This window comes from [Borrelia] tanukii, assembly GCF_030439725.2.
Classification (GTDB): Bacteria; Spirochaetota; Spirochaetia; order Borreliales; family Borreliaceae; genus Borreliella; species Borreliella tanukii.
Genome location: NZ_CP124034.1, coordinates 763,284 through 789,505, shown reverse-complemented (window position 1 = coordinate 789,505; position 26,222 = coordinate 763,284). Strand labels below are relative to the sequence as shown.

The following is a 26,222-nucleotide window of genomic DNA, read 5'->3' as shown; positions in this document are numbered from 1 at the left end:
ATTAACAAACTCTTGGAGCAAATTTTTCTAAAAAACAATTAGCACAGTTTACATTTCTAGAAGTGCAAATTTCTCTTCCATGCTTATTGATAGCCATAGAAAATCTATACTGCTTGCAAGGCTCTATTCTTCTTTTTAGATCCAGTTCAATCTTAATAGGAGAATTTTCCAAAGAAAGCGCATGCCTTGTAATAACTCTGCTAAAATGAGTATCTACAATAATTGCAGGCTTATTGTAAACAGATCCAAGAATAACATTTGCTGTTTTACGACCTACTCCGGGTAGTTTAACAAGATCAAAAATATTATTTGGAATAACACCATTAAATTTTTCCAAAATATCAATAGAACAATTTACAATATTTTTAGCTTTCCTTGAATAAAAACCGGTCTTATAAATTAATTTTTCAACATCTCTCACATTTGCTCTTGATAAACTTTCAAAATTTCCATACCTTTCAAAAAGGTAAGGAGAAATCTTATTTACCAAATTATCTGTTGTTCTTGCACTTAAAATTACCATTATTAAAAGCTCATAATTATTTTTATAATTTAAAAAAGGTTTAACATCGGGATACCTAAACAAAGTTTCATCAACAATCAAATCAAGATTAATCATAAAAAAATTATAAAACATTATAAACACAAAACAAAAATAAAAAATATACAAAGCAAAGGTGTCTAGACTTTATTGACAAGGATTTTGCAAAATGATATACTCATCATTAGCATTTAAAATGCACCAATAGCTCAATTGGATAGAGCAACAGACTTCTAATCTGTAGGTTTTAGGTTCGAGTCCTAATTGGTGCGCTTCTTCGGGATGTGGCCTAGTGGCTAAGGCACCTGCTTTGGGAGCAGGGGATCGTGAGTTCGAATCCCACCATCCCGAAAAAATATTTTAAAAAGCTAAAAACTTTGTTTTTAGCTTTTTAATAATTAATAAAACTTTAATCGAGCTACAAAATTATTTAACTTTCTTCAAAGTATTTAAATCTAAAGTAACCAGACTTTTAAGCTCATCCTGCAAATAAATAAAATTCTTTCTCACAGAAAAGCTAGTAAAAGGCATAATTTTATTCTCTGAGAGAACAAACTCATCCAAATTTTTAGGAGAAAATTTAGCCAATCTCCAAGCATTACTACTATCCTTAACAACTACTAAAATCATTTTAGAGTCAACATAAAGAGATGAATTCTTATTAATCTCAAAATTAGACTCTGATATCACTTTTAAATTCTCAAGTTTATCAAGTATTTGAAGTTTAGCTTTTCCTGAATCCATTTTAATAACAACTAAATCTTTTTCACGCTCATAAATTCCATACCGATGGATGCCTTGCTGAGTACTTTCTTTAAGTCTAACACCAGTATTTAAATCAATAAGTTGAAGCGTGCCTAAATTTGTAATTGGATCGATAACCTCTAAAAATACAGGATTACTGGAATCCGCAGACATAGTAGCTAACTCTTCATTTTCATTCAAAGAAGTAGGTTGAATTTTAACTTGAGGCTTGGCTTTTTGCAAATCAACATCTTTGTTATTTACACTCTCTTTTGAATCACCGTCACTATAAGAAGGCTTATCTAATGATGATGGCTCATCAGCCCCATTGTTATTAGACTTGGAAATTTTATCTACTTTTTCAACCTCAGAAACAGGTTTTGATGTTTTTTCGCTATCTAATCTTTTATCCTCAGATAATTTTTGATCTTCAGGCATCATACGGTTTTCGTCATTATTTAAATCCCCTAAACTTGCCTTCGAATTTTCCTTGATTATTTCTTCTTTCTTTTCTTTACTAGAAGCTTTAGAATTTAACTCTCGATTAAGATCTATTGCTTTATGATCTTCACTTTTTAAAAGTTTTTCATCATTTTTTTTGATTTCAATCTGCTTTTCAATTTCTTTTTTTTGATTTTCATCAACAGTTTCTTTAAGCTGCTCCTGCAAATCTTCTAGGCTCTCTTTTATCTGTAGCTGCTTATCAACTTTAGGAGAACTTACATCACCAGGTTTTGGCAAATTCTTTTCTTTATTAATCTCGTTAATATCCTCTTGAATCTTTTCTCTAACAGTATCTCTTTGAACATCTAATTTATCTTCAGCAAAATCTAATTTTTGTTGAGCTTTCTCAAGATTAACTACCTTTTCATCTAACTCTTCTTTCTGTTTCTTTTTAGCATCTACCTGACTTTCAATTTCCTTTCTATGCTCTTCATCTGTAGCCTTTTCAAGCTGATCCCTTAAATTCTCAATAGTTTCTGTTATATTAGAATCACTTTCATTAACATTATCTAATTCAACATCAATTTTATCTTGATCTGCTTTATGGGTTTCGCCTTGAATGTCTGTAATATCTCTTGCAAAGTTAACACCCGCTTCATTCTCACTCAAAAGAACTGCCACAACCTTATCTGTAACCAAACTGTCAATATCAATATCAGACTCAATATTTCCAGATAAAATATTCTTTTTAAGAGGAATAAATATTTGTGTCTTCCCAGCCCATTGACTGTATACTCTAGAAAGACCTGCATTTTCTTTGGTTAAAGACTTCAAAGCAGACTCAATATAAAACCCTTTATAATAATCCAAATCTCCTCTATAAACAGCATTATATATTGTAATAACCTTAGCAATTAATTCCGCACTAGACCTTTCATAATCGAAAGCCTTTATTAAATACCCTGTAAGAATTCTTCTTAGATTCAATATGCTATCAAGCTCTGACCTACCACCAATAGAAAAAACATCAACACTTGCTTTTTTATCTTGATCGTCAATAAATCTATTAATAAAATATTTACCATAATAACTTGAGCTGCTATTGGAATTGATCAACGGTCTTGCTAAAAACTCCCCAATACCCACTATTTGTTCATATGTATTTGTAGAATCATAAGGACCTTTATAATTTACAAACTCAAGATCCATATTTACAAAGTCTTTTAATTTTTCCTTATCAACTTCCCTTGCATTAAGAGGAAATCCATTCAAAAAAATAAGAAAAAAACTAAAGATTAGTAACATTTTTTTCATAAAAGAAATTCTCCTATAAATTTAATTATAATCTACCTTACCAACTAAATTCACTAATTTAAACCTAATTTTAACATAATCAGATTTATATGCAAAACAGATAATTCAATCTTGAATGCTTGAAATAATTTCATTAATGTGCTTGTTAATATTTTCAGAAAAATTTTGCCGTCTCATAAACATTAATAAATTTATATACTTATTCTTACAAAGTTTAAGAAGTTTGTCTGTCGAATTTAAAATTATATTTCTCAAATTTAAAATCACAGAATAAGCTATTTCCAAATTGCCTTGATAATTTAACACTATATGTTGGATGTAATTATATATACTACAATCTTGCCCATAATAACTTTCAAATTTGGTAATAGTTTGCACTATGGTAATTATATTATTAATGTCTCTTTCTCTAATTGCTAAATTAATAAAACTCTTAATTGAAGCTTCATCATTAACACATGCAAAATATCTATAAAGCTTACCCCTTGAAACAATCCTATTAAATCCCTTTTCCGGCAAAAGCCAAACATTAAAAGCTTTTTCATATAAGTTTAAATATTTTTTGGGGAAATTTCCATGTTTAATTGCAAGAGAATCCAAAATTCCTAAAAATTTATCATAAGCAGCATCACTATAACTAGAATTAAGAATCTCATCGAGAAGGAAATAATTTTTATCATAATCTACAAAACCTTTCTCTTTTAAACCTATTCTACCTTGATTGTATTTATTACCTCTAAAATGATTCCAAACATTAACATCAAGATCTTTGTCATATTCGTAATAATAAGTACTAAGAACCCAATCACCTCCCCCTAAAACAATAATACCTGAATTAGCACTAAGTCCTGACAAATCCTTAAGTTTAGCATCTACAAAAGATATACTAAAATCTTCTTCAAAAGATAAAATTCCATTTGATTTGGTTGAAATTAAAAGATTTCTATTATTATAAAGAACAGCTTTTTCAATCTCAAAGTTCATCTTTTTTTTGAATTTAAGCTTAAAGTTTCTATTCAAATCAAAAAACATGCCAACACTTGAAATTGCTACATATTGACCATTAAACTTTTCAAACAAAAAATTAATAGGAAAGTTTAATTTAATAGAGCCAACAACCTCCCCAAAATCTCTCTCATAAGCAACAATATGTCCTGACTTATGCCCAACAACTACTTCCTTTTTTGTATTTATCATCAACAAAAAAGGGAAAGCAACCAATCTGGAAAACCATTTCTTATTACCCAAAGAATCAAACAAAAATATTTCATCATTTTCACTTGCAATGCAAAAATCACCATTATCAAAAACTACAGGAGAAGTAGCGGGCCTGCCACCTATGTTGACCTCAAACATTTTTTTTCCACTATTTAAATCAATAGAAACAACCCTTTCATTAACAAGGGGAATTAAAATGCTAACATTCCCTATGGCAGGAGCACTCAAAGGTGAAAAATCAAGTTTACACTTCCAAACAAGCTTTCCTCTCTTGATCTTTTGAACTTCATTTCTAACTGTAATAACATAATATCCATTATCAAAATCTTTCAAAAGAAAAGGATATGGAATTCTATTCAACCTATAAGAATATTTCTTCTCAAATGACATTGTGTAAGTAGTCAGCCATCTATCTTTTGTTAAAACCGTAATAGTATCACGTTTTTCATCAATAATTGGATTGCCTGCAACTTTACCAGTTAATGCCTTTTGAAAATATAAATTGATACTAGAATAAAGCTTTAAAAAAGAAGCTGAAAACACAAATATAAAAAGTATGCCCCTCAAAACAAAAAACCTTTTGAGCTTTTAAAAAACTGTTACTAAAGCCTAAAACTAGCATTATCACCATAAAGGTTATTTCTCAAATCCCTAATCTTAGTATCATCAATATACTCAGAAAAAGTCATATATCGATCAATTATTCCGTTAGGAGTAAACTCAATAATTCTATTGGCAACAGTATCTATAAATTGATGATCATGTGATGTAAAAAGAACAACTCCTTTAAATTCTTTAAGTCCAGCATTTAAAGATGTAATTGCTTCAAGATCTAAGTGGTTTGTAGGCTGATCTAGAATTAAAACATTTGCTCCACTAAGCATAGCCTTGGCAAGCATACATCTTACTTTTTCTCCTCCTGAGAGAACATTTACCTTCTTTAAAGCCTCGTCTTGGCTGAAAAGCATTCGCCCTAAAAACCCTCTAATATAAGTTTCATCTTGTTCTTTTGAATACTGACGTAACCAATCAACTAAATTTAAATCTGAATCAAAATATTTTCCATTATCCTTATTAAAATATGAAAAATTAACAGTAGATCCCCATTCATAATGACCTTTATAATTTTTATCTTCGTTTGTAATAATATCGAACAAAAAAGTTGCAAACATGGGATTTCCCAAAAAAACAATCTTTTGCTGGGGTTCAATAATACTGCTAAATTTATTTAAAATTAAATTTCCTTCAAATTCTTTTGTCAAATTTTTAATTGTAAGAACATTTTTACCAAGTTCTCTTTCGCTTTTGAAATTAACATAAGGAAACTTCCTTGAAGAAGGCTTTAAATCTTCAACTTTTATTTTTTCAATCAACTTTTTCCTTGATGTTGCTTGCCTGGACTTAGATGCATTACTGGAAAATCTTTGAATAAATGTCTTAAGTTCAGCAATTTTATCCTCAGACCGCTTTTTGGCATCTTTTAGTTGCTTGTTTAAAATCTGACTTGTTTCATACCAGAAATCATAATTTCCAACATAAACTTGAATCTTTCCATAATCAATGTCAACAATATGAGTGCAAACTTGATTTAAAAAATGTCTATCGTGAGATACAACAATAACTGTATTTTCAAAATTAATTAAAAATTCTTCTAGCCATCTAACAGATTGTAGATCAAGGTTATTGGTAGGCTCATCAAGAAGCAATATATCAGGCTCACCAAAAAGAGCTTGAGCCAAAAGAACTCTAACCTTTAAAGCTCCTTCAATATCACTCATTAAATTATTATGAATTGACTCATCTATTCCAAGACCCTTAAGAAGAACTGCCGCATCCGATTCAGCCTCGTAGCCTCCAAGCTCTGAAAATTCTGCTTCAAGCTCCCCAGCTCTAATTCCATCTTCATCACTAAAATCAAGTTTATTATAGATTTCATCTTTTTCTTTTTGAACAGAATAAAGTCTTTTGTGACCCATAATAACAGTATCGATAACCTTATACGCATCATAAGCAAATTGATCTTGCTCAAGAGCCGCTACTCTTTGATTTTTAGGAATAAATATTTCACCCTTAGTAGATTCAATCATTCCGCCTAGTACTTTTAAAAAAGTGCTTTTCCCTGCCCCATTAGCACCAATTATTCCATAACAATTTCCAGAAGAAAATTTAATATTTACATCTTTGAATAGAACCCTCTCTCCAAATGCAACTTCCAAATTATTTACAGTTATCAAACCACTACCCTGCCTAAAATTGATATTCTAATAACAAAATTATCTTGAAAATTAATTTAATTTTCAAGCACTATATAAATATATTGACTCAACTCTCAATTTTTTCGTATATTTAATATTATTAACATAAGGAGATGTTTGAAATGAAAAATATTAAGCCTTTAGCTGATAGAGTTTTAATAAAAATCAAAGAAGCCGAGAGTAAAACAATCTCAGGACTTTACATACCAGAAAATGCAAAAGAAAAAACAAATATTGGAACAGTTGTAGCCATTGGCTCTAACAAAGAAGAGATCACTGTAAAAGTTGGCGACACTGTGCTTTACGAAAAATATGCAGGAGCTGCTGTAAAAATTGAGAATAAAGAACATTTAATACTAAAAGCAAAAGAAATAGTTGCAATAATAGAAGAGTAAAAAGCTAAGTTTAGCTACTTAGCTTTAATCTTTGTAAAAGATTTTTTATAAAGATTATTGAAAAATAAGGTTCTAGTTTTAGTATGAATAAAAAGTGCTCATGGTCTAAAGAGAAAGTAGAAATGGTAGAGAGTTTCGTATTTCTAAAAGAAGAATTACTAAAACTTGCAAATATTTATAAGTCAAAAATTTTTATTAAAACTTATAATCTTCAACAAAAATTAAAAGTTTATCATAAAAACTTATTATTCTGATCAATCAAATTAAAAATTTCAAGCTTACAGATTTGTAAGCTTGAAAAAATGAAATTAAATGAAAAATCTAATTTTTAAAGAGCGAACCATATATTCAAGCAAATTCGATGACATCTATTACAACCCAAAGTATGGAATTGAAGAGAGTTTTTATACATTTATTAAAGGCTGCAATCTGGATTTAGAATTAAAAACAAAAAAAAGTCTTTTAATAGCAGAGCTAGGATTTGGAACAGGATTAAACTTTATATGTCTTTTAAAATTCATAAAAGAAAACAACATAACCTCAAAGATTAATTATTATTCTGTAGAAAAATTTCCACTCAAAAAAAACACAATAATGCAAATTTCAAAGCTCTTCGCTAAAGAAAATGCTTATTTCAAATTAATGCTAAAACATTATCCTAAAATTCCAAAAAAAAATTTAAAACTAAAAATAACAGAAAATGTTAATTTAAAAATTTTAATTGGAAACGCTAAAACAAAAATTAAAGAAATCCCAAAAAATGTAGAATACTGGTTTTTAGATGGATTTAATCCTAAAAAAAATCCCGAAATGTGGAACAATGAAATATTTAATTTAATTTCTGAAAAAAGCAGCCCGGGATGTAAGCTTTCAACATTTTCCTCTGCAAGAATTGTAAAAGATGGCTTAAAACTTGCTAATTTTAAATACATTCACATAGAAAAAGGGTTTGGGAATAAAAGACATATGATAACAGCTCAAAAAAATTAAAAAATTACTTTTAACATAAGTAATTGAAAAAACCCAATTTCAACAAATATGATATACTATCAAATAGAGAAAAGGAGAATGTTAATGTCGAAAAAAATATTTATTATAACCTTAATCTTTTTAATATCTAATAATTATATTTTTGCAAAAGACACAATCAAAGATTTATTCTTTATACAAGATATATTAATAAAAAAAGAAAAATACTCTGAAGTTCTAAACAATGCAAGCCTTGAAGGCATTATTGAAATTGAACATAACGGATCATACATTAAAGATCACGATTCAGAAGTTAAACTTATCCTAAAAGAAAACGGATATAGAAGAAATTTCGACTTTTTTAATCTTTTAAATACTAGCAATATAATCAAAAGTTTAAGCTTATTTGATAGCAGACCAAAAAACATTAAAGAAAATGAAATAATATTATTAGGCACAAAAATGATTAAAGAAAATCCCAATAAACGATCCAAAGACGATGATGACTTTGAATTAAAATTAAGCGTAACTCGCAAAAGTAATCAAATTTATTTAATTCTTGATTTTGATTTTATCTTTGATCAAAGAAAAACGTTCCCATCAATTTACATAAAAGAAGAAGACGTACCAACAATAATAAACAGCTTCATGAAACTACAAGATTCCAACTTTTTATCTCCTCAAACATTACGTAACAATTAAGAGTACAAAATGCTATTTTTAATAGCAAACACACCTTTTGCCAAAAAGCTAACCATAGCAAATTCAATTTCATAATAATTTTTAAACTTTTTTATAGATTTTTTAAATTAACAATATAACTATTTATCTTATTAATTAAAGAAGAAAATTCTACAAATTTTAATTTTTCAGATTCAATAATTTCCTTAGGAGCATTCATTAAAAAATTTTCATTTTCAAGTTTCTTTGAAATAGCAATTTTAAGCATTTTATACCTTTCAAGCTGCTTTTCAAGCCTTATTAGCTCCTTAGCTTTATCTATTAACGCCTTAACATCTACATAAATTTCAAAACCAACTACAGCCACACCAAGCATGCCATCATAATTTTTATTGTAAAATATATTTTTAAAATTAATCATTCTTTTTGCAATGCTTTCATTGGTCTTAAAGTATCCCTCATATTTAAAGTCAGCATCAAACTTCAAAGCAACATCAATCTCAATGCTAGAAGATATATTAAATTCACTCTTAAGCGTTCTAACAGCTACAATGAAAGTTTTAAATACTTTAAAACTTTCAAATTCTTCTTGAAAATTATTGGCAATATCAAAACTTGGATATTCATTTAAAGCTAAAATATCTCCCTTTTCTGAAAATTCAGAATAAATTTTTTCTGTAACAAAAGGAATAAACGGGTGCAAAATTAACAATGCTTTTTTAAGAAAAAATAGCAACTTAGAAATAGCCATATTCTGAATATCAATATTTTCACTATTTAGATCAATTTTACTAATTTCAATATACCAATCACAAAAATCATTCCAAAAAAACTCATAAACGAATTTTGAAGCTTCATTGTATTTATAATTTGCAAAAGAAGATTCTACACCAAAAATAGTTGAATTTAAGCTTGTAAGCAACCATTTGTCAATGTCGTTAAATTTCAAATCATTTAATATTTCTCTATTTTTTAAATTTAAAAGAATAAATTTGGAAGCATTAAAAACTTTATTTGCAAACTTAGCTCCAAACATGAAATCCTTGGTATCAATATTTAAATCTTGACCTTGAACAGACAAAAAGGATAAAGTAAACCGCAAAGAATCACTTCCATACTCGCGAATAATATCAAGAGGGTCTATTCCATTGCCCAAAGACTTTGACATTTTTTTACCTTGCTTATCACGCAAAAGAGGTGTGATATAAACATCTTTAAAAGGAACTTGCCCTGTAAATTCTAATCCCGCCATTACCATTCTTGCAACCCAAAAAAATATTATATCGTAAGCTGTAATTAAAGTATTTGTTGGATAATAATTTTTAAAATCAACAGTAACACTAGGCCATCCAAGAGAAGAAAAAGGCCATAGCCAAGAAGAAAACCAAGTATCAAGAACATCTGGATCTTGAACAAACCTCTTCCCTATATTCTTTTCATCTAAAGAAGGATCAGTATCACTAACAATAAGTTCGGATGTTTCAATATTGTACCAAGCCGGTATTCTATGCCCCCAAACAAGCTGCCTTGATATACACCAATCTTTAATATTTGATAACCAATATTTATATGTATTTTCCCACTTTTTAGGGTAAAATCTTAATTCGCCATTCTCCAAAGCCTTTAAAGCTTTGACTGCTAAAGGCTTCATACTCACAAACCACTGAGTAGACAAATAAGGTTCAACAACCTCACCCGATCGATAACAATGCCCAATCTGTTGTCTATGTTTTTCAACTCCTTGCAAAAACCCTTTTTCCATTAATTCTGTCTCTATTTTAGATCTTGCATCCTTCATTCTTAATCCTTGATATTGTAAAGGCACATTTTTATTAAGTTTTCCATCTGGAGTTAAAATATTGACCTTAGGAATATTATGCCTTTTTGAAATTTCAAAATCATTAGGATCGTGCGCAGGAGTAACTTTTAAAGCCCCAGTACCAAAAGCACTCTCAACATAAAAATCTGCAATGATTTTTATCTTTTTAGTTGTCAAAGGAATTGTAACCTCTTTACCAACTAAAGATTTATATCTCTCATCATTGGGATTAACAGCAATAGCAGTATCCCCAAACATAGTCTCGGGCCTAGTTGTTGCAATCTCAATAAAAGAAGAATCATCAAGAAAATACTTAACAAAATAAAGCTTACCATCAACCTCTTTATATTCAATCTCCTCATCACTAACAACACTCCCAGATCCAGGATCAAGATTAACAAGATATTCGCCCCTATAAATCAACCCTTTAGAATATAAATCTTTAAAAACCTTGTTAACAGCCTTACAACAGTCCTCATCAAGAGTAAACCTTTCTCTTGAATAATCATAAGACGCCCCAAGTTTTTTTATCTGCTTAACAATTACATCTCTATGCTTATCTTTTAATTTAAAAATTTCTTGAATAAGTTCTTCTCTTTCAAAATCATCCTTACTTTTACCAACGCTTTTAAGATGTCTTTCAAAAACAGCCTGTGTTGCTATCCCAGCATGATCTGTGCCAAAAAGCCACAACGTATTGTGCTTCTTCATTCTTTTATACCTTACAAGAATATCTTGCAAAACAAAATTAAGAGCATGCCCCATGTGCAACACACCAGTAACATTGGGGGGAGGCGCAACCATACTAAATTTTTCAAATAAAGAATTATTTGGCAAAAAAACATTATTTTTAAGCCACTTGTCGTAAATTTCGTCTTCAAATGCCTTAGGATCATATTTTTCAAGAGGTCTACAATTCATTGTTTTAAAAATCTCCTACCATATCAATAACGTTTAAATTTTCAAAAAGCTCTTCATAAGTTTTTGAATTTATAAGATTTGAGAAATATTTACTCTGTCTTTCCTTCTCAGTAAAATATATCTTAAAATATTTTTTAAGTTTATTAAAATCTTTTTCAAGCCCCCAAGTAGCATAAAAATCCTTTATATGGAATTTTAATATATTTAACCTAAAATTTAAATTACTATCCAAAAAGTGTTTTGAAGACAATTTAAATAAATTTAAATTTTTGAAAATTCCACGACCAAACATAATCCCATCAATTAAATATTTATCAACATAATATCTAGCATCCTTGATACTCAAAACATCCCCATTGCCAATAATCAACGTAGAGGGGCTAAGATTATTTCGCAATTTAACAAGTTCATGAAAAATATCAAAATTAACAGGGCCATTGCTCTGATTAACAGCAAGCCTTGGATAAACCGTTAACATGTCAATTCCAAATCCCAACAAAAACCCCAACCAATCATCAATTTCTGGATATGAAAATCCATGCCTGGTCTTAACGCTAAGAGGTAAATTAAATCTTGCACAAGCTTCTTTGCTTGCAAGAATTATTTCTTTAGCCAAAGATTTATTATTAATTAAAGCTGAACAAACTCCCTTTTTAATTATTTTATTCTTAGGACAACCCATATTAATATCAATTCCCCAAAACCCCATGCCTCCTAATATTTCTATTGCTCTATAAAATTGCTCAGGAACATTGCCCCAAATTTGAGCAATTAAAGGCCGATTGAGTTCATTGGGTTTTAAAAAAACATGCTGGAGAGATTGTTTTGATCCGTTTAAAATTCCCTTTGCAGAAATAAATTCAGTAAAATAAATATGGGGCTCTCCTTCTTTAGACCCTATTAAATGAATTAAATTTCTAAAAACAGTATCAGTAACGTCCTCCATTGGAGCTAAAATCATAATTGGAGGGGGAATATCAAATAAAAACTTCATAAAATGACTATATAATAATAAAATACAACTTTAAGCCAAAACAGTTGCTTAATAGATTTGGATTTTTACAAATAATATTGTAATTTTTAGAACAAAAAACTACTACAAAAGGACTAGCAATAAATGACATAATCATAAATTTTAAAAAACCAATAAACAATCTTGATAAAAAATAATTTAAAAAATTAATCCATAATAAGACTCTCGCCTGGAACCTTAGTTTTTCTTACTAAAGTATCTTTATATCCAGCAGATTTAATTAGCTCAATGTTTTTTTGAACATCGTCAGCATTGGTAGGAATAAAAACAGTATAAAACGGCCCATGAGAATTTACTACAACAAAAAGACCCGCTTTTTTTAATATCCTATAAGCCCTATCGGCATAATCTTTTTTTCTATAAGATCCAACTTGTATGTAAAAATCTGTTTCTTTGTCTGAAGATATTGAATAATCTGCTAATAAACTTGAAGATTTATTTTCAACAGAAATATTTTCCTCTGATTGCTTGATTTTCTTTTCTTTTTCAATCTCAGGAGTATTAAATGCTTTTTTAAGGTCACTAGATTTTGATACAGATGGTCTTTTTTCATTCACACTTTCAATTACTTCAATTTTTACAGGAGCAACTCCTATTCCTAAAAAATCAAGCTTCTCAGCGGCATGTTTTGACAAATCGATTATTCTATCCTTCCTAAAAGGACCTCTATCATTAATTCTTACAACAACTGATCTATTATTCAAAAGATTTGTAACCTTTACAGCGGTATTAAAAGGCAATTCTTTGTGAGCAGCAGTAAGAGCCATCATATCAAATTTTTCGCCATTAGCAGTAATTTTGCCGTGAAAAGCTTCGCCATACCATGAAGCAAGACCTACTGTAGCAGAATTTACATGAGAAGCAACAAAAAAAAATACAAAGAGAAAAACAAAGTTTCTATTATCTCTTACGATGGCACCAATTAAATTTCTCATAATGTTTATTATAATATAAAAACATATTTCAATAAACAATTGATCTCACAAATTGCTTATTTACATTCTTTTTGATTTAATTATAAAAAGAAAAAAGTCTAAAAAATGATATTAACAGAAATAATTCGCAGTAACCAAATACAAAAAGCAGCAAAACTTATCAAAAAGGGAGAGCTTGTTGTATTTCCAACAGAAACAGTTTACGGAATTGGTGCAAATGCTTACGATGAAGATGCCGTAAAAATGATTTTTTTAGTAAAAAAAAGGCCTATTAACAATCCCTTAATAGTTCACGTTGACACAGTAAAAAAATTAAAAGAATTATCAGAATATATTCCCAAAAGTGCTCTAATGCTAATCAAAAAGTTTAGTCCAGGGCCTTTAACTTATGTTCTTAAAAAATCAATAAAGATATCCAGATTTGTAAGTGGAAACCTAGACACAGTAGCAATAAGAATTCCCGCAAATAAAATAGCTTTAAACTTAATCAAAGCATCTAAAGTTCCCATAGTAGCACCATCTGCAAATATATCAACAAGACCAAGCTCAACAAACTTCGAAATGGCCTTAAAAGAATTAAATGGACTTGTAGGGGGGATAATAAAAACAAAAGAAAACAAAGACTTTAATATTGGAATTGAATCGACTGTGATCGGATTTGACCTAAAAGATAACGTACTAATATTAAGACCAGGTGCAATAACAAAAAAAATGATAGAAAAAGAGCTTCAAGGAAAATATACAGTAAGTTACGCAGAAACAAAAATAGAGTTAGAAAAATCGCCTGGTAACATAATAGAGCATTACAAACCAAAAATTCCTGTTTATTTATTTAAAAGTCAAGACAATATAAGAAAATATTTAAACAAAGATACAAAAATACTTATCACAAAATCTACTCTAAAATCCTACTTATTTAATTTTTTGTGGGATAAAAAAAACATTACAATATTTAATACTCTTGAAGAATATGCACAAAATCTCTACAAAGAACTAGTCAATTCTGAAAATAACTACAAACAAATTCTTAGTGAATTCGTAAAAGATGAAGAACTTGGATACTCAATAAACAATAGAATCAGAAAAGCCAGTTCAAATAGGTTCATTAATTAAAATAATCATGGATTAGCATAGTATACTCAAGTGGTATTTTCTCCTCATCAAAAGCAATGCCAAGCGCAAAAAACTTTCCATTGGGCGTCTGAATAACGCTTAAACTTTTTGATTTACCTTCAATAAAAATCTCTTTATCCATAAATTCAAAACTAAAAATCAAATCAATTGCATCTTCATTAACATCCCCATAATCAAAAGAAGAAATTACTAAAGCACCCCCATAAGATAAATCTTTTATTAAGCATTTATGTTTTAACCCATTAAACTTAATAAAAGCTTTATCAGAATCAATTTTTAGCTTTCTAATAGAATCTTTATCAACAATAATTCTTTCATGAATTCTTTGATTTTGCCCAAGTTTTAAATCAAGAAGCTTTCCAACTTTAATAGCAATCTCTTCTGGCACAGGAGATAAAAATTCCAATGTTAATAAATTGTATTCTTTATCTTGAGAAGAATAGGCAGAAGCACTTAACAGTTTAACAGACAAAAAGGGGAAAAAAGCCGCGCTACTCTTAGGATCTGAATTTTTCTTAAGTTGAATAGAACCTAAATTTTTATTTTTAGCCAAAGCGGGCAATACTGTATCTTCTTGAAAAATAAGCTTAAGAGAATCCATAGAAATAGAATAAATTACTCCAAGCACAGAATAAGTACCTATCCTCATCTCAATAGTATTGCGAAGATTTAAAAAACTATTTATCTCTGTACTCATTTTAATTTCTTTACCCCTATACTTAGCGCCATAATCTCTTATTTTTCTCGACAAAAGCATAAACCTCTCCTTTCTCCTTTTTTTGAATATAAAAAATAACAATACCAAACAACATTTAAAACTGTTTCAAACAGTTTTACACCAATAAAGTTTAAAACAAAAAAGCTATAAACAAGATTAATCAACAATCAACAAATCTACTCTTAAAATCAAAAATATACCACCACCCAACTCTCATAACATCTATTTAATTAACAAAACTTAAAAAATGCTGTTTACATAGTGTAAAATTATAACAATAATTTTACACTATAACAATCAACTCACAACATTATTAATTCTTATGCACTTATAGTATACTTTAGTAAAAAGTATGAACTTAAATAGCTTTAATTTGAAAAAAATAAATAAGCATAAGCTACTTATTTATTTAACATATTTCACAGTTAGCTTTTCTATTATCACGCTGTCATTAGCAATATCTAAGACTATAAACATACAAAAAGATAAAAATTTTGGATATATAAACCCAGCAATTCCTTCAAGACTTTTAGATGTTAATGGAAAGCAAATAACTCAATTTATATCTGATGAAAATAGAGAATTAATGCCCTTAAGAAAAATGCCTGACAATCTTATTAATACACTTTTAATACGAGAAGACATTGGTTTTTTTTCTCATCGAGGTTTTTCATTGATAGGAATTTTTAGAGCCGCATTTAATATTGTTCTTGGTAGATATTTTTCAGGCGGAAGCACATTAACCCAACAACTTGCAAAGCTTCTCTACACAAATCAAGCAAGAAGATCTATTTTAAGGAAATTACATGAAATATGGTGGGCAATTCAACTTGAAAAAAAACTCTCAAAATACGAAATACTAGAGAAATACCTTAATAAAGTTTATTTTGGGAACGGAAACTATGGAATAGTTGCAGCATCAAAATTCTTTTTTGGCAAAAGTGTAAATAAAATCAATACAGCAGAATCCGTGATGATGATAATTCAACTCCCAAATGCAAAACTTTATTCGCCTCTTTACAATCCAGAATTTTCAAAAAAAATACAACGCGCAGTTTTAAATCAAGTTGTATCAAATGGAATAGTAAAAGCCGAAATTGCTGAAAAAGAATTTAATGAATATTGGCAAAACTACGATTGGACTAGAATGGCTGATACATCTGCAATTTCAAGCAAAAAAGACCAAGCCCCTTATTTCTCTGAATACATAAGGCAAAAAATATTAAAATATTTACCAGATGATGCAAACATATATAAAGATGGGTACTCGATATATTCAACTCTTGACCTTGAAGCTCAAAAACATGCAGATAAAGTTACAAACGATATGATTAATAAAGCAAGAACAATGCACAATTTAAACAGATCCTCTGAAACAATAATTATTAATTCAGAAATTGTCCCTGTAGTAGATGCAATATCAGATTTATTAGGAATTAAAAATTTAAGAATAAATGGAAGGCAATATAAAAAACTAAGAAAAAGAAAATTTTACGAAGACAATATTGATCTGATTGCAAGCTTTGGGGCTATACTTGGAATTGATAAAATAGATAAGGCAACAAAAGAATATATTATCAAAAATAAATTAACACCAAAACTCATTGCGCAGCCTGAAGGAGCAATGATAGCAATAGACACAACGAGCGGAGCAATAAGAGCCATGGTTGGGGGAAGCGGACATGCTAAAGACAATGAATTTAATCGCGCCACACAAGCAAAAGTCCAACCTGGAAGTGCATTTAAAACATTGTATTTTGCAGCAGCAATTGATCTAAAAAAAATAACAGCTGCAACAATGTTTTCAGACTCTCCGGTAGCATTTTTAGATAAAAACGGAGAAATTTATGCCCCAGGAAATTATGGTGGCAAATGGAGGGGCAATGTTTTAACACGCCAAGCATTAGCTTTGTCTTTAAATATTCCAGCATTAAGAATATTAGAAAAACTAGGTTTTGACGCTGCAATTAGCTACTCCTCAAAATTATTAGGCATAACAGATCCAAAAGAAATAGAAAAAACATTTCCAAAAGTTTATCCACTAGCACTAGGCGTAATATCGGTGTCTCCAATCCAAATGGCAAGAGCATTTGCAATTTTGGGAAATAGTGGCAACGAAATCGAACCTTACGGGATAAGATACATTGAAGACAGAGCCGGAAGAATAATAGCAAATAAAGAAGCAAGCATATTAGCCAAAATAAAAAGCAAAGAACATCAAACTCAAATAGTGTCTCCTCAAACTGCTTATATCATTACAGATATGATGAAATCAACAATTCAATATGGAACCTTAGCAAATCAAAGATATACAAATCTCAAAAATTTTAAATCTGACATTGCTGGAAAATCAGGTACAACGCAAAATTGGGCAGACGGATGGGCAATAGGATACTCTCCTTATATAACAACAGCATTTTGGGTTGGATTTGACAAAAAAGGATATTCACTAGGAATATCCGGAACAGGAACAGGATTGGCGGGACCTAGCTGGGGAGAATTCATGGCAGAATATCACAAAAACTTACCTAAAAAAGTTTTTGTAAAACCTGCAGGAATAATTAGCGTACCCGTACAAGCAGAAACAGGATTATTACCAGAAGAAATTGCTGACGAGAAAATAATAAATGAACTATTTATTTCTGGCACCCAGCCAATTGAAAAATCAAAATACTATGAAAATAAACTGGAATTTAAAAATACAATAGAATTTAACATATATGGAATTGATGAAATTAACAATAGCGATGAAATAAATTTTGACACTCCTGAATTTGAATATCTTGATAATAATCTTGAAAGCCTAAAAAATAATAACAACAATAACAACGATCTTGAAAGTGTTAACAATAATGAAAATAAAAATGAAGATCAAATAGAGATGAACATTCAAGAACCCATAAATGAAATAGAAAATGAAAACTCACAACAAGATTCAATAAATAACGACAACAATAACGAAGAAATGCTTTTCAAAAATACCAAAGACATTAAAGACGAAGTCATTGTTAATCAAACAAACAAAGAAGAACAAAGCATAAAAGAATTAAATTCAAATACCAATGAAAATGAAAAAATTAACAATAAAGACGTCAACGGAGAAGACATCCAATTGGATTAAAACAATATGTTAATAGATATCGATCAAATAAAAATAAAAAAAAGAATTAGAAAAAATGTAGGAGATCTTGAAACCCTTAAAAACAGTATTATAAAACATGGGTTAATTTACCCAATAATAATAGATAAAAATAAAAATTTGATAGCAGGATTTAGAAGATATCAAGCCTTAAAAGAAATCGGCTATAAAGAAGCTGAGGTAAAAGTAATCTCAATTGAAAACAAAAAAACTTTACTTGAAATTGAACTTGATGAAAATAATGTTAGAAAATCATTTACAAAAAGTGAAGCAAGCTCGGGTGAAGATTACTTAAAAATTTACTCTGAAAGCAATATAATAATAAGATTTCTTAAATTTATTATCTTAAAAATTAAAAACATGTGGAAAAAGAAAAAATAAAAAAATTAAACCATAGCAAAGGGGTGTGTTTATGATAAATTACAAAAATCTTAATGAACTTGAAAATTTTAAAATCCTTGAAGGAATTGCTCCAGAAGTGCTCAAAACTGCACTAACTGGAAAAAGAATAAAAGAGTACGACATTACAATAGAAGGAGATAGCATACATTATAATTATGCTTCAAAGCAAATTAATGAAAATCATCTTAAAATTTTTCAAGACTTAAGCGATGAAGCAAATTTAATAGAAAAATATAAAGAAGTACTTGATGGAGAAAAGATAAATATTAGTGAAAATAGAAAAGTCCTACATCACCTTACAAGAGGACAAATTGGCAAGGATGTAATAGAGGACAATAAAGAAAATATGAGGGTGTTTTTCCAATCAGAACTTGAAAAAATATATAACCTTGCAAAGCAAATCCATTCTGGAAATATTAAAAGCGCAAATGGTAAAAAGTTTAAAAATGTAGTTCAAATAGGAATTGGTGGATCTAGTCTAGGACCAAAAGCTCTTTATAGCTCAATAAAAAATTATGCAAAAAAACATAATCTAGCCTTAATGAATGGTTATTTTATTTCAAACATTGATCCAGACGAATCGGAAGAAGTGTTAAGTAGCATTAATGTTGATGAAACACTTTTTATTATTGTCTCAAAAAGTGGTAACACATTGGAAACCAAAGCTAATATGCAATTCTTAATAAACAAATTAAAATTAAATGGTATAAGAGAATATAAAAAACAAATAGTAATTATAACATTAAAAGACAGCTTATTAGCCATAGAAGAAAAAGGATATCTTGAATATTTCTTCATGCATGATTCAATAGGCGGGAGGTTTTCTCCAACATCAGCAGTTGGACTTGCACTACTCACTCTTTGCTTTACAGAAAAAATTGTAAAAGAAATTATAAAAGGAGCCAATAAAGCTGACAAAAAAGCATTAAATAAAAACGTAAAAGACAATGCGCCTCTATTAGCAGCACTAATTAGTATATATGAAAGAAATGTTCTCAACTACAGCAGTAACTGCATCATTGCTTATTCTAAAGCAATGGAAAATTTTTATCTCCATTTACAACAACTTGAAATGGAAAGTAATGGGAAAAGTGTAAACAGATTTAACGAAACAATAAACTACAAAACCGTAAGAATAATTTGGGGAGGCATTGGAACAGATGTTCAACACTCATTCTTTCAAATGCTTCATCAAGGAACAGACATAGTTCCAATGGATTTCATAGGTTTCAATGAAACACAACTTAAAGAAGATATAATATCTGATAATAGCTCAAGCAATGACAAATTAAAAGCAAATTTAATAGCCCAAATAATAGCATTTTCAAAAGGCAAAGAAAACAGTAATAAAAATAAAAATTTCAAAGGCGAGAGACCTTCTGCACTAATATATTCAAAAGAATTAACACCTTATGCAATAGGGTCAATACTCTCCCATTATGAGAATAAAGTAATGTTTGAGGGATTTTTATTAAATATAAACTCATTCGACCAAGAAGGGGTTCAGCTGGGAAAAATTCTTGCAAATCAAATTTTAAAAAATGACAATTTTGAAGATGAAGTAATAGAATCTTATTCTAAAAAAATATTAAAACAAAATTAATTAATCTTGAATATATACCCTTAAGTTTAAAAAAGAATGCACTAAGCTTATACAAGAGGTAATAATGGATAAGATAAGTATATTATATACATTAATCAATATTATAATAATGCTTATTCTAATAAGCATAGTTTATCTTTGCAAAAGAAAAAATGTTTCTTTTACAAAAAGAGTGTTTATATCGTTGGGACTAGGAATAGCGTTTGGAACGACTATTCAATATTTTCATGGCACAAATTCATCTATAACAAACGAAAGTATCAATTGGATAAATATTTTGGGGGAAGGATACGTAAGACTTCTTAAAATGGTTATAATCCCCTTAATAATAACATCAATAATCTCTGCAATAATAAAATTAACCAACAGTCAAGACGTTGGAAAAATGAGTCTATTAGTAATATTAACACTAGTATTCACAGCAGGCATTGCTGCTATAATTGGTATTTTCACTGCTTTAATGTTAGGATTAACAGCTGAAGGACTGCAAGCAGAAGCCAGCGAAATTTTACAAGGTGAAAAATTGCAAAAAGGCCTTGAAATATTAAATCAAACACCAATCACGCAAAAAATTGCAGAACTTATTCCACAAAATATATTTGAAGATTTGGCAGGACTTAGAAAAAATTCAACAATTGGGGTTGTAATATTTTCAGCTATCGTAGGAATAGCCGCCCTTAAAATATCTATCAAAAAACCAGAATCAATAGAATTTTTCAAAAAAATAATATTAACACTTCAAGACATAATATTGGGAATAGTAACTTTAATTTTAAAACTAACGCCTTATGCTATATTGGCTTTAATGACAAAAATTACAGCAATCAGCGAAGCCAAAAGCATAATAAAGCTTGGAGAATTTGTAATTGCCTCCTACATTGCCATAGGTATTACACTCCTTATGCATATGACATTAATTGCAATAAACAAATTAAACCCAATTACTTTTTTAAAAAAAATATCTCCAGCACTAACATTTGCATTCATATCCAGATCTAGTGCTGCAACCATACCTATTAATATAGAAATTCAAACTAAAAACCTTGGGGTAAGCGAAGGAATAGCAAATTTATCAAGCTCCTTTGGAACATCAATTGGGCAAAATGGTTGTGCAGCACTACATCCCGCTATGCTTGCGGTAATGATAGCACCAACTCAAGGGATAAACCCTACAGATACTTCATTTATACTCACACTCCTTGGATTAATAATAATAACTTCGTTTGGGGCTGCAGGCGCTGGAGGAGGCGCAACAACAGCTTCATTAATGGTGCTCTCAGCAATGAACTTTCCAGTAGGATTGGTCGGGCTTGTAATATCTGTTGAACCTTTAATTGACATGGGAAGAACAGCTGTTAATGTGGGCGGTTCAATGCTTGCTGGCGTTATATCTGCAAAACAACTTAAACAATTCGACCATAATATATACAACAAAAAAGAGCTCATAAGTAAATAAATGGAAAAACAATCATGAAAATAATAATTATTGGGGGCACATCAGCAGGAACTAGTGCCGCAGCTAAAGCAAAGCGCTTAAACAAAAATCTAGACATTACTATCTATGAAAAAACAAATATTGTATCTTTTGGAACTTGTGGTCTACCTTACTTTATAGGAGGATTTTTTGACAATCCAAATATAATGATTTCAAGAACACAAGAAGAATTCGAAAAAACTGGAATCTCTGTTAAAACCAACCACGAAGTGATCAAAGTAGATGCAAAAAATAATACAATTGTAATAAAAAATCAAAAAACGGGAAACATTTTTAGCAATACTTACGACAAACTCATGATAGCAACTGGTGCAAAACCTATTATCCCAGCAATCAATAATATCGATCTAAAAAATTTTTATACGCTGAGAGATTTAGAAGATGGTCAAAAAATAAAAAATTTAATGGATAACGAAGAGATTAAAAATATAGTGATAATTGGTGCTGGATATATTGGAATTGAAATGATAGAAGCAGCAAAAAATAAAAGAAAAAATGTAAGATTAATTCAGCTAGACAAACACATCCTTACAGATTCCTTTGACGAAGAAATAGTTCAAATAATGGAAGAAGAATTAATAAAAAAAGAAGTTGATCTTCATACAAATGAGTTTGTAAAAAGTTTAATAGGAGAAAAAAAAGTAGAAGGGGTTGTAACAAACAAAAATACTTATCAAGCTGACGTTGTTATACTTGCTACTGGAATAAAACCTGCTACTGAATTTTTGGAAAATCAGCTTAAAACTACTTCAAATGGAGCAATAATTGTAAATGAGTACGGCGAAACTAGTATAAAAAATATTTTTTCTGCAGGTGATTGCGCAACTATTTATAATATAGTAAGCAAAAAAAATGAATATATACCCCTGGCAACAACAGCTAACAAACTTGGAAGAATAGTCGGTGAAAATTTAGCTGGGAATCATGTTCCATTTAAAGGCACATTGGGCTCAGCTTCAATTAAAGTACTATCTTTAGAAGCTGCAAGAACAGGACTTACAGAAAAAGATGCAAAAAAGCTTCAAATAAAATATAAAACGATTTTTGTAAAGGATAAAAATCATACAAATTATTATCCGGGCCAAGAAGATCTTTATATTAAGCTAATTTATGAGGAGAATACCAAAATAATCCTTGGAGCACAAGCAATAGGAAAAAATGGAGCAGTAATAAGAATTCATGCTTTATCAATTGCAATCTATTCAAAACTTACAACAAAAGAATTGGGAATGATGGATTTTTCATATTCTCCACCATTCTCAAGAACCTGGGATGTATTAAACATTGCTGGAAATGCCGCTAAATAGAAAGAATTTAATTAATTTAATTCTTCATGCTAATCGGCTGTCCCGTGCTTGAAAGAACATCTCTCCAAAAAGAACCATTTGGATTAACCTTATTTCTGTCAATTACTGCCATCTTAATCGGTATATGCACAAATTTTGTACTCCACAAACTAATCAACATTTTTGTCTTGCCAGACATTGCAGCATGCACAGCATTCGACCCAAGCCTAGCACAATAAAGAGAATCACTAGCATTAGCAGGTGAACTTCGAATAATGTAACTAGGATCAATGTATTTAAGAGTAAATTGTATATTTTTTGCTTTAAAATATTCTGTAATTTTATCTTTAATATAAAGCCCAATATCTTCATAAAGCAAATTTCCAGAATCGTCTTTCTTTCGGGGAAAATTGTCAAAATACTTTTGACCTGCTCCTTCTGCTATCAATATTACTGCATGAGGAATTTCTTCTAAACTTTCTTTCTCTAAAAGTCGTCTTTCAAGATGAACAAGAAATCCATTAGGACCTTCTATGTCAAAATCAAGCTCTGGAATTAAACAAAAATTAACATCATTGGAAGAAAGCGCAGTATGAGCGGCAATAAAGCCAGAATCCCGTCCCATAACCTTAACAAGTCCAATGCCATTATAAGCACTATTAGCTTCAAAATGAGCACCAGCAACAGCTGCAACCGCTTGCTCTACAGCAGTTTCAAATCCAAAAGATTTTTGAACAAACATAAAATCATTGTCTACAGTTTTAGGGATACCCACAACTGCTATTTTTAAATTTCTTTTTTCTATCTCCTCAGCAATAAGAAGAGACCCTTTTTGAGTACCATCTCCACCAATGTTAAAAATCATATTAATGTTCATTCTCTCTAAAGTGTCAACTATTTCCACAGGTTTAATACCGCCCCTTGAAGAGCCGAGAATAGTACCCCCAAATTTATTAATATCATCAACAACATCTGGATTAAGATTAATAAAAGGTGAATTTGACTCAGGAAGAAGACCTTGATATCCAAATTTTACCCCATAAATATTGCGAACCCCATAAATTTTCCATAAAGTTCGCACAATAGAACGAATAACGTCGTTAAAGCCAGGACAAAGTCCACCACAAGTAGTAATAGCCGCTTTAACATGTCTGGGCACAAAATAAATTTTTTCTCTAGGTCCAGCTTTTTCTAAAAGAACATCTTCATACTTATCCCCAGTATCCTCATTTCTATATACACTAAACTTAATTTTATTTTTTTCATTAACAAAATGTGAAGAACCCTCGCTAGCATAAAAATCAATCAAAGGATTATTTTGCTTGCATTCTCCTAAACTATCTATTTTAAAATCTAAATTTTCATTTTTAATTCTATACACCCAATACTCCTTTATAGCATTATAGCCTAATTACTTTCTAATAAATTGACTTTGATCTTTAATCATATCGTATATGTCATCATAAATATAAGGGGACCCTTCAATAGGCGATTTGATTAAATTGCCAGCTATAAATTCAAAATATTTATTCAACTTTGAATTCTTCTCAAAATCAATAAATGGCACCCTATTATTAATAGCCTCTCTAAAACTTTTTGCAAAAGGCACAAAGCCTATAAACTCTATTGGTATACTAATATTATTCTTAACAACATTGATCAAATTTTCACACATAGCAATCTCTTCACTAGTTTCTATTCTATTCAAAACCACTCTAGGATAAAAATTATTCATCATCTTTTTAACTTTCAAAGAAGAACTCAAAGAAATAAGTTCAATCCCAACAACCAAATCTTTAAATCCAAGCTTTGTCCCTTCAATCTTATCTTTGAAAAAATTACCAATATAATCGCGCTCAGGGCTTTTTTGCGGAAATCCTAAATATAAAAGACGATAAAGAGCATTCTTTAAAAAAGAATAAGCATTAAGTATAGAGGGAGTTTCTGGCACTGTAACAATTATACCACTATAAGATGCTAAATAAAAATCTATTGTATTATAAGAAGTTCCAGATCCTAAATCTAAAAAAATAAAATCAGCAATAAGATCTTTTTGAATGGATTCTATAATCTTTTTCTTAATAGAAAAAGAAAGATTGGCTGTTCCCGTATAAAGAGCATCACCTGGGATAAGGTAAAGTTTATCATAAGATGTTTTGCATACTAAATCTGAAAAATTCTTATCCTTTTTATTAATAAAAGAACCAATACCCACACCCTTATTTTTAACACCCAAACAAGTATGCAGATTAGAACCCCCAAGATCAAGGTCAACAAGTATTACAGTTTTACCCAAACTAGAAAGCTTATAACCAACATTTGCAACAAAAGATGTTTTTCCAACACCACCTTTACCACTTGCTACAGGAATAATTTTAGTCATTCTTGAACCCTAATTATCCTTACGATCTTTTTGAAAAATCTTCATAAAATTAAAAATCCCTACAAATCTCGATTTTTTTTCAGCATCTTTATTTAAATTTTCATCCTCTTTAGAAACCGAAATTAAATCTTTAATTAAATCTTTATTGTTTGTAAAATTTTCAATACTATCTGGTTTCCCACAAATTACAATTTTATCATCTTTTAGAAAAAAATAATCGCCATCAACAAATTCATATCTAGAATTACTTAAGTTCCTAACAGCAATAACTGTAATCCCGCATTTTCTTCTAAGATCAGCTTCATAAAGAGTTTTTCCAACATATTCTTTGGGAATAACAGTTTCAGCTACAATAATATCATACCCAATAATATTATAAGTTGAAAGATTAGGAGATACTAATAATGGGGTTAATCTTCTTGCAGCATCTTTACTTGGAAATATAATTTTTGTTGCACCAAGAGTTTTTAATATTTCAGCATCATCCCTATTTTCTGTCTTAACACATATTTCTTTCAAGCCTAAAAGATTACAATAATGGGTTACAAGAGCACTTTTGCCAAGATCATCATCAAAGTCAATCACAACAGCATCTGTATCTACAGGAATTATTCTTTTCAAAGCATTTTTAGTAAATTGTTCAACAACAAAGCTTTCTGTAGATATCACATCATATTCTTCAATAAGCTCTTTAGATGTATCTATAATAATAATTTGACAATCAAGTCTGCTTAAATCTTCAAGCAAATGTATTCCTAAATTACTAAGTCCAATAATAACAAATGTTTTCATA

21 protein-coding genes and 2 tRNA genes are annotated in these 26,222 nt (G+C 29.6%); 12 read left to right on the top strand and 11 right to left on the bottom strand.

Annotation, left to right across the window (positions count from 1 at the left end):
• Position 1: 1 nt before the first annotated feature.
• Positions 2–637, bottom strand: a complete 636-nt coding sequence (locus QIA27_RS04290; protein WP_301354141.1) for an endonuclease III domain-containing protein — start codon at positions 635–637, stop codon at positions 2–4.
• A gap of 102 nt (positions 638–739) precedes the next feature.
• On the opposite strand from QIA27_RS04290, the gene QIA27_RS04285 reads away from it, so the two are divergent.
• Together QIA27_RS04285 and QIA27_RS04280 are read left to right on the top strand one after the other, a co-directional pair.
• A tRNA-Arg gene (locus tag QIA27_RS04285) sits at positions 740–813 on the top strand.
• A 6-nt stretch (positions 814–819) separates the two neighbouring features.
• Positions 820–892, top strand: a tRNA-Pro gene (locus QIA27_RS04280).
• Positions 893–967: 75 nt separating this feature from the next.
• Here the strand turns inward: QIA27_RS04280 and QIA27_RS04275 are convergent.
• The 3 genes from QIA27_RS04275 to QIA27_RS04265 form a co-directional block, all read right to left on the bottom strand.
• Entirely contained in the window at positions 968–3,043 is a 2,076-nt protein-coding gene (locus tag QIA27_RS04275) for a P83/100 family protein (RefSeq protein ID WP_301403659.1), read from the bottom strand.
• A gap of 105 nt (positions 3,044–3,148) precedes the next feature.
• Entirely contained in the window at positions 3,149–4,828 is a 1,680-nt protein-coding gene (locus tag QIA27_RS04270; protein ID WP_301403658.1) for a PQQ-binding-like beta-propeller repeat protein, read from the bottom strand.
• A gap of 35 nt (positions 4,829–4,863) precedes the next feature.
• Positions 4,864–6,495 carry an ABC-F family ATP-binding cassette domain-containing protein gene (locus QIA27_RS04265; protein ID WP_301354136.1) on the bottom strand — a complete coding sequence of 544 codons (1,632 nt, stop codon included), beginning with the start codon at positions 6,493–6,495 and terminating at the stop codon, positions 4,864–4,866.
• Positions 6,496–6,638: 143 nt separating this feature from the next.
• Between QIA27_RS04265 and groES the strand changes: the two genes are divergently transcribed.
• The 4 genes from groES (at position 6,639) to QIA27_RS04245 (ending at position 8,582) form a co-directional block, all read left to right on the top strand.
• On the top strand, positions 6,639–6,911 hold the full coding sequence (gene groES, locus QIA27_RS04260) for a co-chaperone GroES (protein WP_006433722.1): 273 nt from the start codon (positions 6,639–6,641) through the stop codon (positions 6,909–6,911).
• An 83-nt stretch (positions 6,912–6,994) separates the two neighbouring features.
• Positions 6,995–7,165 (top strand): hypothetical protein, encoded by a 171-nt coding sequence (locus QIA27_RS04255; protein ID WP_301354134.1) that lies wholly within the window; start codon positions 6,995–6,997, stop codon positions 7,163–7,165.
• Between the two features lie 58 nt (positions 7,166–7,223).
• A complete protein-coding gene (mnmC2, locus tag QIA27_RS04250; protein ID WP_301403657.1) occupies positions 7,224–7,901 on the top strand; it encodes a tRNA (5-methylaminomethyl-2-thiouridine)(34)-methyltransferase MnmC2 in 678 nt (225 codons plus the stop codon).
• 84 nt (positions 7,902–7,985) lie between these two features.
• Positions 7,986–8,582, top strand: a complete 597-nt coding sequence (locus tag QIA27_RS04245) for a hypothetical protein (RefSeq protein ID WP_301354131.1) — start codon at positions 7,986–7,988, stop codon at positions 8,580–8,582.
• 91 nt (positions 8,583–8,673) lie between these two features.
• Here QIA27_RS04245 and valS read toward each other — a convergent pair whose 3' ends face one another.
• From valS to QIA27_RS04230, 3 genes are all read right to left on the bottom strand, one after another.
• Positions 8,674–11,301: a valine--tRNA ligase gene (valS, locus tag QIA27_RS04240; RefSeq protein WP_301403656.1), complete on the bottom strand. Its 2,628-nt coding sequence runs from the start codon at positions 11,299–11,301 to the stop codon at positions 8,674–8,676.
• A 4-nt stretch (positions 11,302–11,305) separates the two neighbouring features.
• The gene (locus QIA27_RS04235; protein WP_301386525.1) at positions 11,306–12,295 is read right to left on the bottom strand and encodes a tRNA dihydrouridine synthase; all 990 of its coding nucleotides are present in this window, start codon (positions 12,293–12,295) and stop codon (positions 11,306–11,308) included.
• Positions 12,296–12,480: 185 nt separating this feature from the next.
• A complete protein-coding gene (locus QIA27_RS04230) occupies positions 12,481–13,269 on the bottom strand; it encodes a septal ring lytic transglycosylase RlpA family protein (RefSeq protein WP_301354125.1) in 789 nt (262 codons plus the stop codon).
• Positions 13,270–13,374: 105 nt separating this feature from the next.
• Between QIA27_RS04230 and QIA27_RS04225 the strand changes: the two genes are divergently transcribed.
• Positions 13,375–14,382 carry an L-threonylcarbamoyladenylate synthase gene (locus QIA27_RS04225; protein ID WP_301403655.1) on the top strand — a complete coding sequence of 336 codons (1,008 nt, stop codon included), beginning with the start codon at positions 13,375–13,377 and terminating at the stop codon, positions 14,380–14,382.
• Here QIA27_RS04225 and plzA read toward each other — a convergent pair.
• The gene (plzA, locus tag QIA27_RS04220; RefSeq protein ID WP_301354123.1) at positions 14,375–15,160 is read right to left on the bottom strand and encodes a c-di-GMP-binding receptor PlzA; all 786 of its coding nucleotides are present in this window, start codon (positions 15,158–15,160) and stop codon (positions 14,375–14,377) included. The genes QIA27_RS04225 and plzA overlap by 8 nt on opposite strands.
• 313 nt (positions 15,161–15,473) lie before the next feature.
• On the opposite strand from plzA, the gene QIA27_RS04215 reads away from it, so the two are divergent.
• From QIA27_RS04215 to QIA27_RS04195, 5 genes are all read left to right on the top strand, one after another.
• Positions 15,474–18,242, top strand: a complete 2,769-nt coding sequence (locus tag QIA27_RS04215) for a penicillin-binding protein 1A (protein ID WP_301403654.1) — start codon at positions 15,474–15,476, stop codon at positions 18,240–18,242.
• A gap of 6 nt (positions 18,243–18,248) precedes the next feature.
• Positions 18,249–18,641, top strand: coding sequence for a ParB N-terminal domain-containing protein (locus tag QIA27_RS04210; protein WP_301354120.1), 393 nt, complete (start codon positions 18,249–18,251; stop codon positions 18,639–18,641).
• A 31-nt stretch (positions 18,642–18,672) separates the two neighbouring features.
• Positions 18,673–20,265 (top strand): glucose-6-phosphate isomerase, encoded by a 1,593-nt coding sequence (locus QIA27_RS04205; RefSeq protein ID WP_301403653.1) that lies wholly within the window; start codon positions 18,673–18,675, stop codon positions 20,263–20,265.
• Between the two features lie 64 nt (positions 20,266–20,329).
• Positions 20,330–21,721, top strand: a complete 1,392-nt coding sequence (locus tag QIA27_RS04200; RefSeq protein WP_301386521.1) for a cation:dicarboxylate symporter family transporter — start codon at positions 20,330–20,332, stop codon at positions 21,719–21,721.
• 14 nt (positions 21,722–21,735) lie between these two features.
• Complete coding sequence (locus QIA27_RS04195) at positions 21,736–23,067, top strand: CoA-disulfide reductase (protein WP_301354115.1); 1,332 nt, start codon at positions 21,736–21,738, stop codon at positions 23,065–23,067.
• Between the two features lie 16 nt (positions 23,068–23,083).
• Here QIA27_RS04195 and QIA27_RS04190 read toward each other — a convergent pair whose 3' ends face one another.
• Genes QIA27_RS04190 through QIA27_RS04180 form a run of 3 tightly spaced genes read right to left on the bottom strand, consistent with a single transcriptional unit; the run spans position 23,084 to position 26,221 of the window.
• The gene (locus QIA27_RS04190) at positions 23,084–24,427 is read right to left on the bottom strand and encodes an ATP-dependent 6-phosphofructokinase (protein ID WP_301354113.1); all 1,344 of its coding nucleotides are present in this window, start codon (positions 24,425–24,427) and stop codon (positions 23,084–23,086) included.
• 30 nt (positions 24,428–24,457) lie between these two features.
• Complete coding sequence (locus tag QIA27_RS04185; RefSeq protein ID WP_301386520.1) at positions 24,458–25,429, bottom strand: MinD/ParA family protein; 972 nt, start codon at positions 25,427–25,429, stop codon at positions 24,458–24,460.
• Positions 25,430–25,438: 9 nt separating this feature from the next.
• On the bottom strand, positions 25,439–26,221 hold the full coding sequence (locus tag QIA27_RS04180; RefSeq protein WP_301354110.1) for a potassium channel family protein: 783 nt from the start codon (positions 26,219–26,221) through the stop codon (positions 25,439–25,441).
• Position 26,222 lies beyond the last annotated feature (1 nt).

Excerpts from the sequence above, each read along its gene's own strand:
- QIA27_RS04185 (WP_301386520.1), bottom strand. The coding sequence starts at position 25,429 with ATGACTAAAATTATTCCTGTAGCAAGTGGTAAAGGTGGTGTTGGAAAA.
- QIA27_RS04205 (WP_301403653.1), top strand. The coding sequence starts at position 18,673 with ATGATAAATTACAAAAATCTTAATGAACTTGAAAATTTTAAAATCCTT.
- QIA27_RS04225 (WP_301403655.1), top strand. The coding sequence starts at position 13,375 with ATGATATTAACAGAAATAATTCGCAGTAACCAAATACAAAAAGCAGCA.
- plzA (WP_301354123.1), bottom strand. The coding sequence starts at position 15,160 with ATGCTTTTGTCGAGAAAAATAAGAGATTATGGCGCTAAGTATAGGGGT.
- QIA27_RS04255 (WP_301354134.1), top strand. The coding sequence starts at position 6,995 with ATGAATAAAAAGTGCTCATGGTCTAAAGAGAAAGTAGAAATGGTAGAG.
- QIA27_RS04275 (WP_301403659.1), bottom strand. The coding sequence starts at position 3,043 with ATGAAAAAAATGTTACTAATCTTTAGTTTTTTTCTTATTTTTTTGAAT.
- QIA27_RS04195 (WP_301354115.1), top strand. The coding sequence starts at position 21,736 with ATGAAAATAATAATTATTGGGGGCACATCAGCAGGAACTAGTGCCGCA.
- QIA27_RS04245 (WP_301354131.1), top strand. The coding sequence starts at position 7,986 with ATGTCGAAAAAAATATTTATTATAACCTTAATCTTTTTAATATCTAAT.
- QIA27_RS04180 (WP_301354110.1), bottom strand. The coding sequence starts at position 26,221 with ATGAAAACATTTGTTATTATTGGACTTAGTAATTTAGGAATACATTTG.
- QIA27_RS04235 (WP_301386525.1), bottom strand. The coding sequence starts at position 12,295 with ATGAAGTTTTTATTTGATATTCCCCCTCCAATTATGATTTTAGCTCCA.
- valS (WP_301403656.1), bottom strand. The coding sequence starts at position 11,301 with ATGAATTGTAGACCTCTTGAAAAATATGATCCTAAGGCATTTGAAGAC.
- QIA27_RS04290 (WP_301354141.1), bottom strand. The coding sequence starts at position 637 with ATGTTTTATAATTTTTTTATGATTAATCTTGATTTGATTGTTGATGAA.
- groES (WP_006433722.1), top strand. The coding sequence starts at position 6,639 with ATGAAAAATATTAAGCCTTTAGCTGATAGAGTTTTAATAAAAATCAAA.
- QIA27_RS04200 (WP_301386521.1), top strand. The coding sequence starts at position 20,330 with ATGGATAAGATAAGTATATTATATACATTAATCAATATTATAATAATG.
- QIA27_RS04230 (WP_301354125.1), bottom strand. The coding sequence starts at position 13,269 with ATGAGAAATTTAATTGGTGCCATCGTAAGAGATAATAGAAACTTTGTT.
- QIA27_RS04215 (WP_301403654.1), top strand. The coding sequence starts at position 15,474 with ATGAACTTAAATAGCTTTAATTTGAAAAAAATAAATAAGCATAAGCTA.
- mnmC2 (WP_301403657.1), top strand. The coding sequence starts at position 7,224 with ATGAAAAATCTAATTTTTAAAGAGCGAACCATATATTCAAGCAAATTC.
- QIA27_RS04210 (WP_301354120.1), top strand. The coding sequence starts at position 18,249 with ATGTTAATAGATATCGATCAAATAAAAATAAAAAAAAGAATTAGAAAA.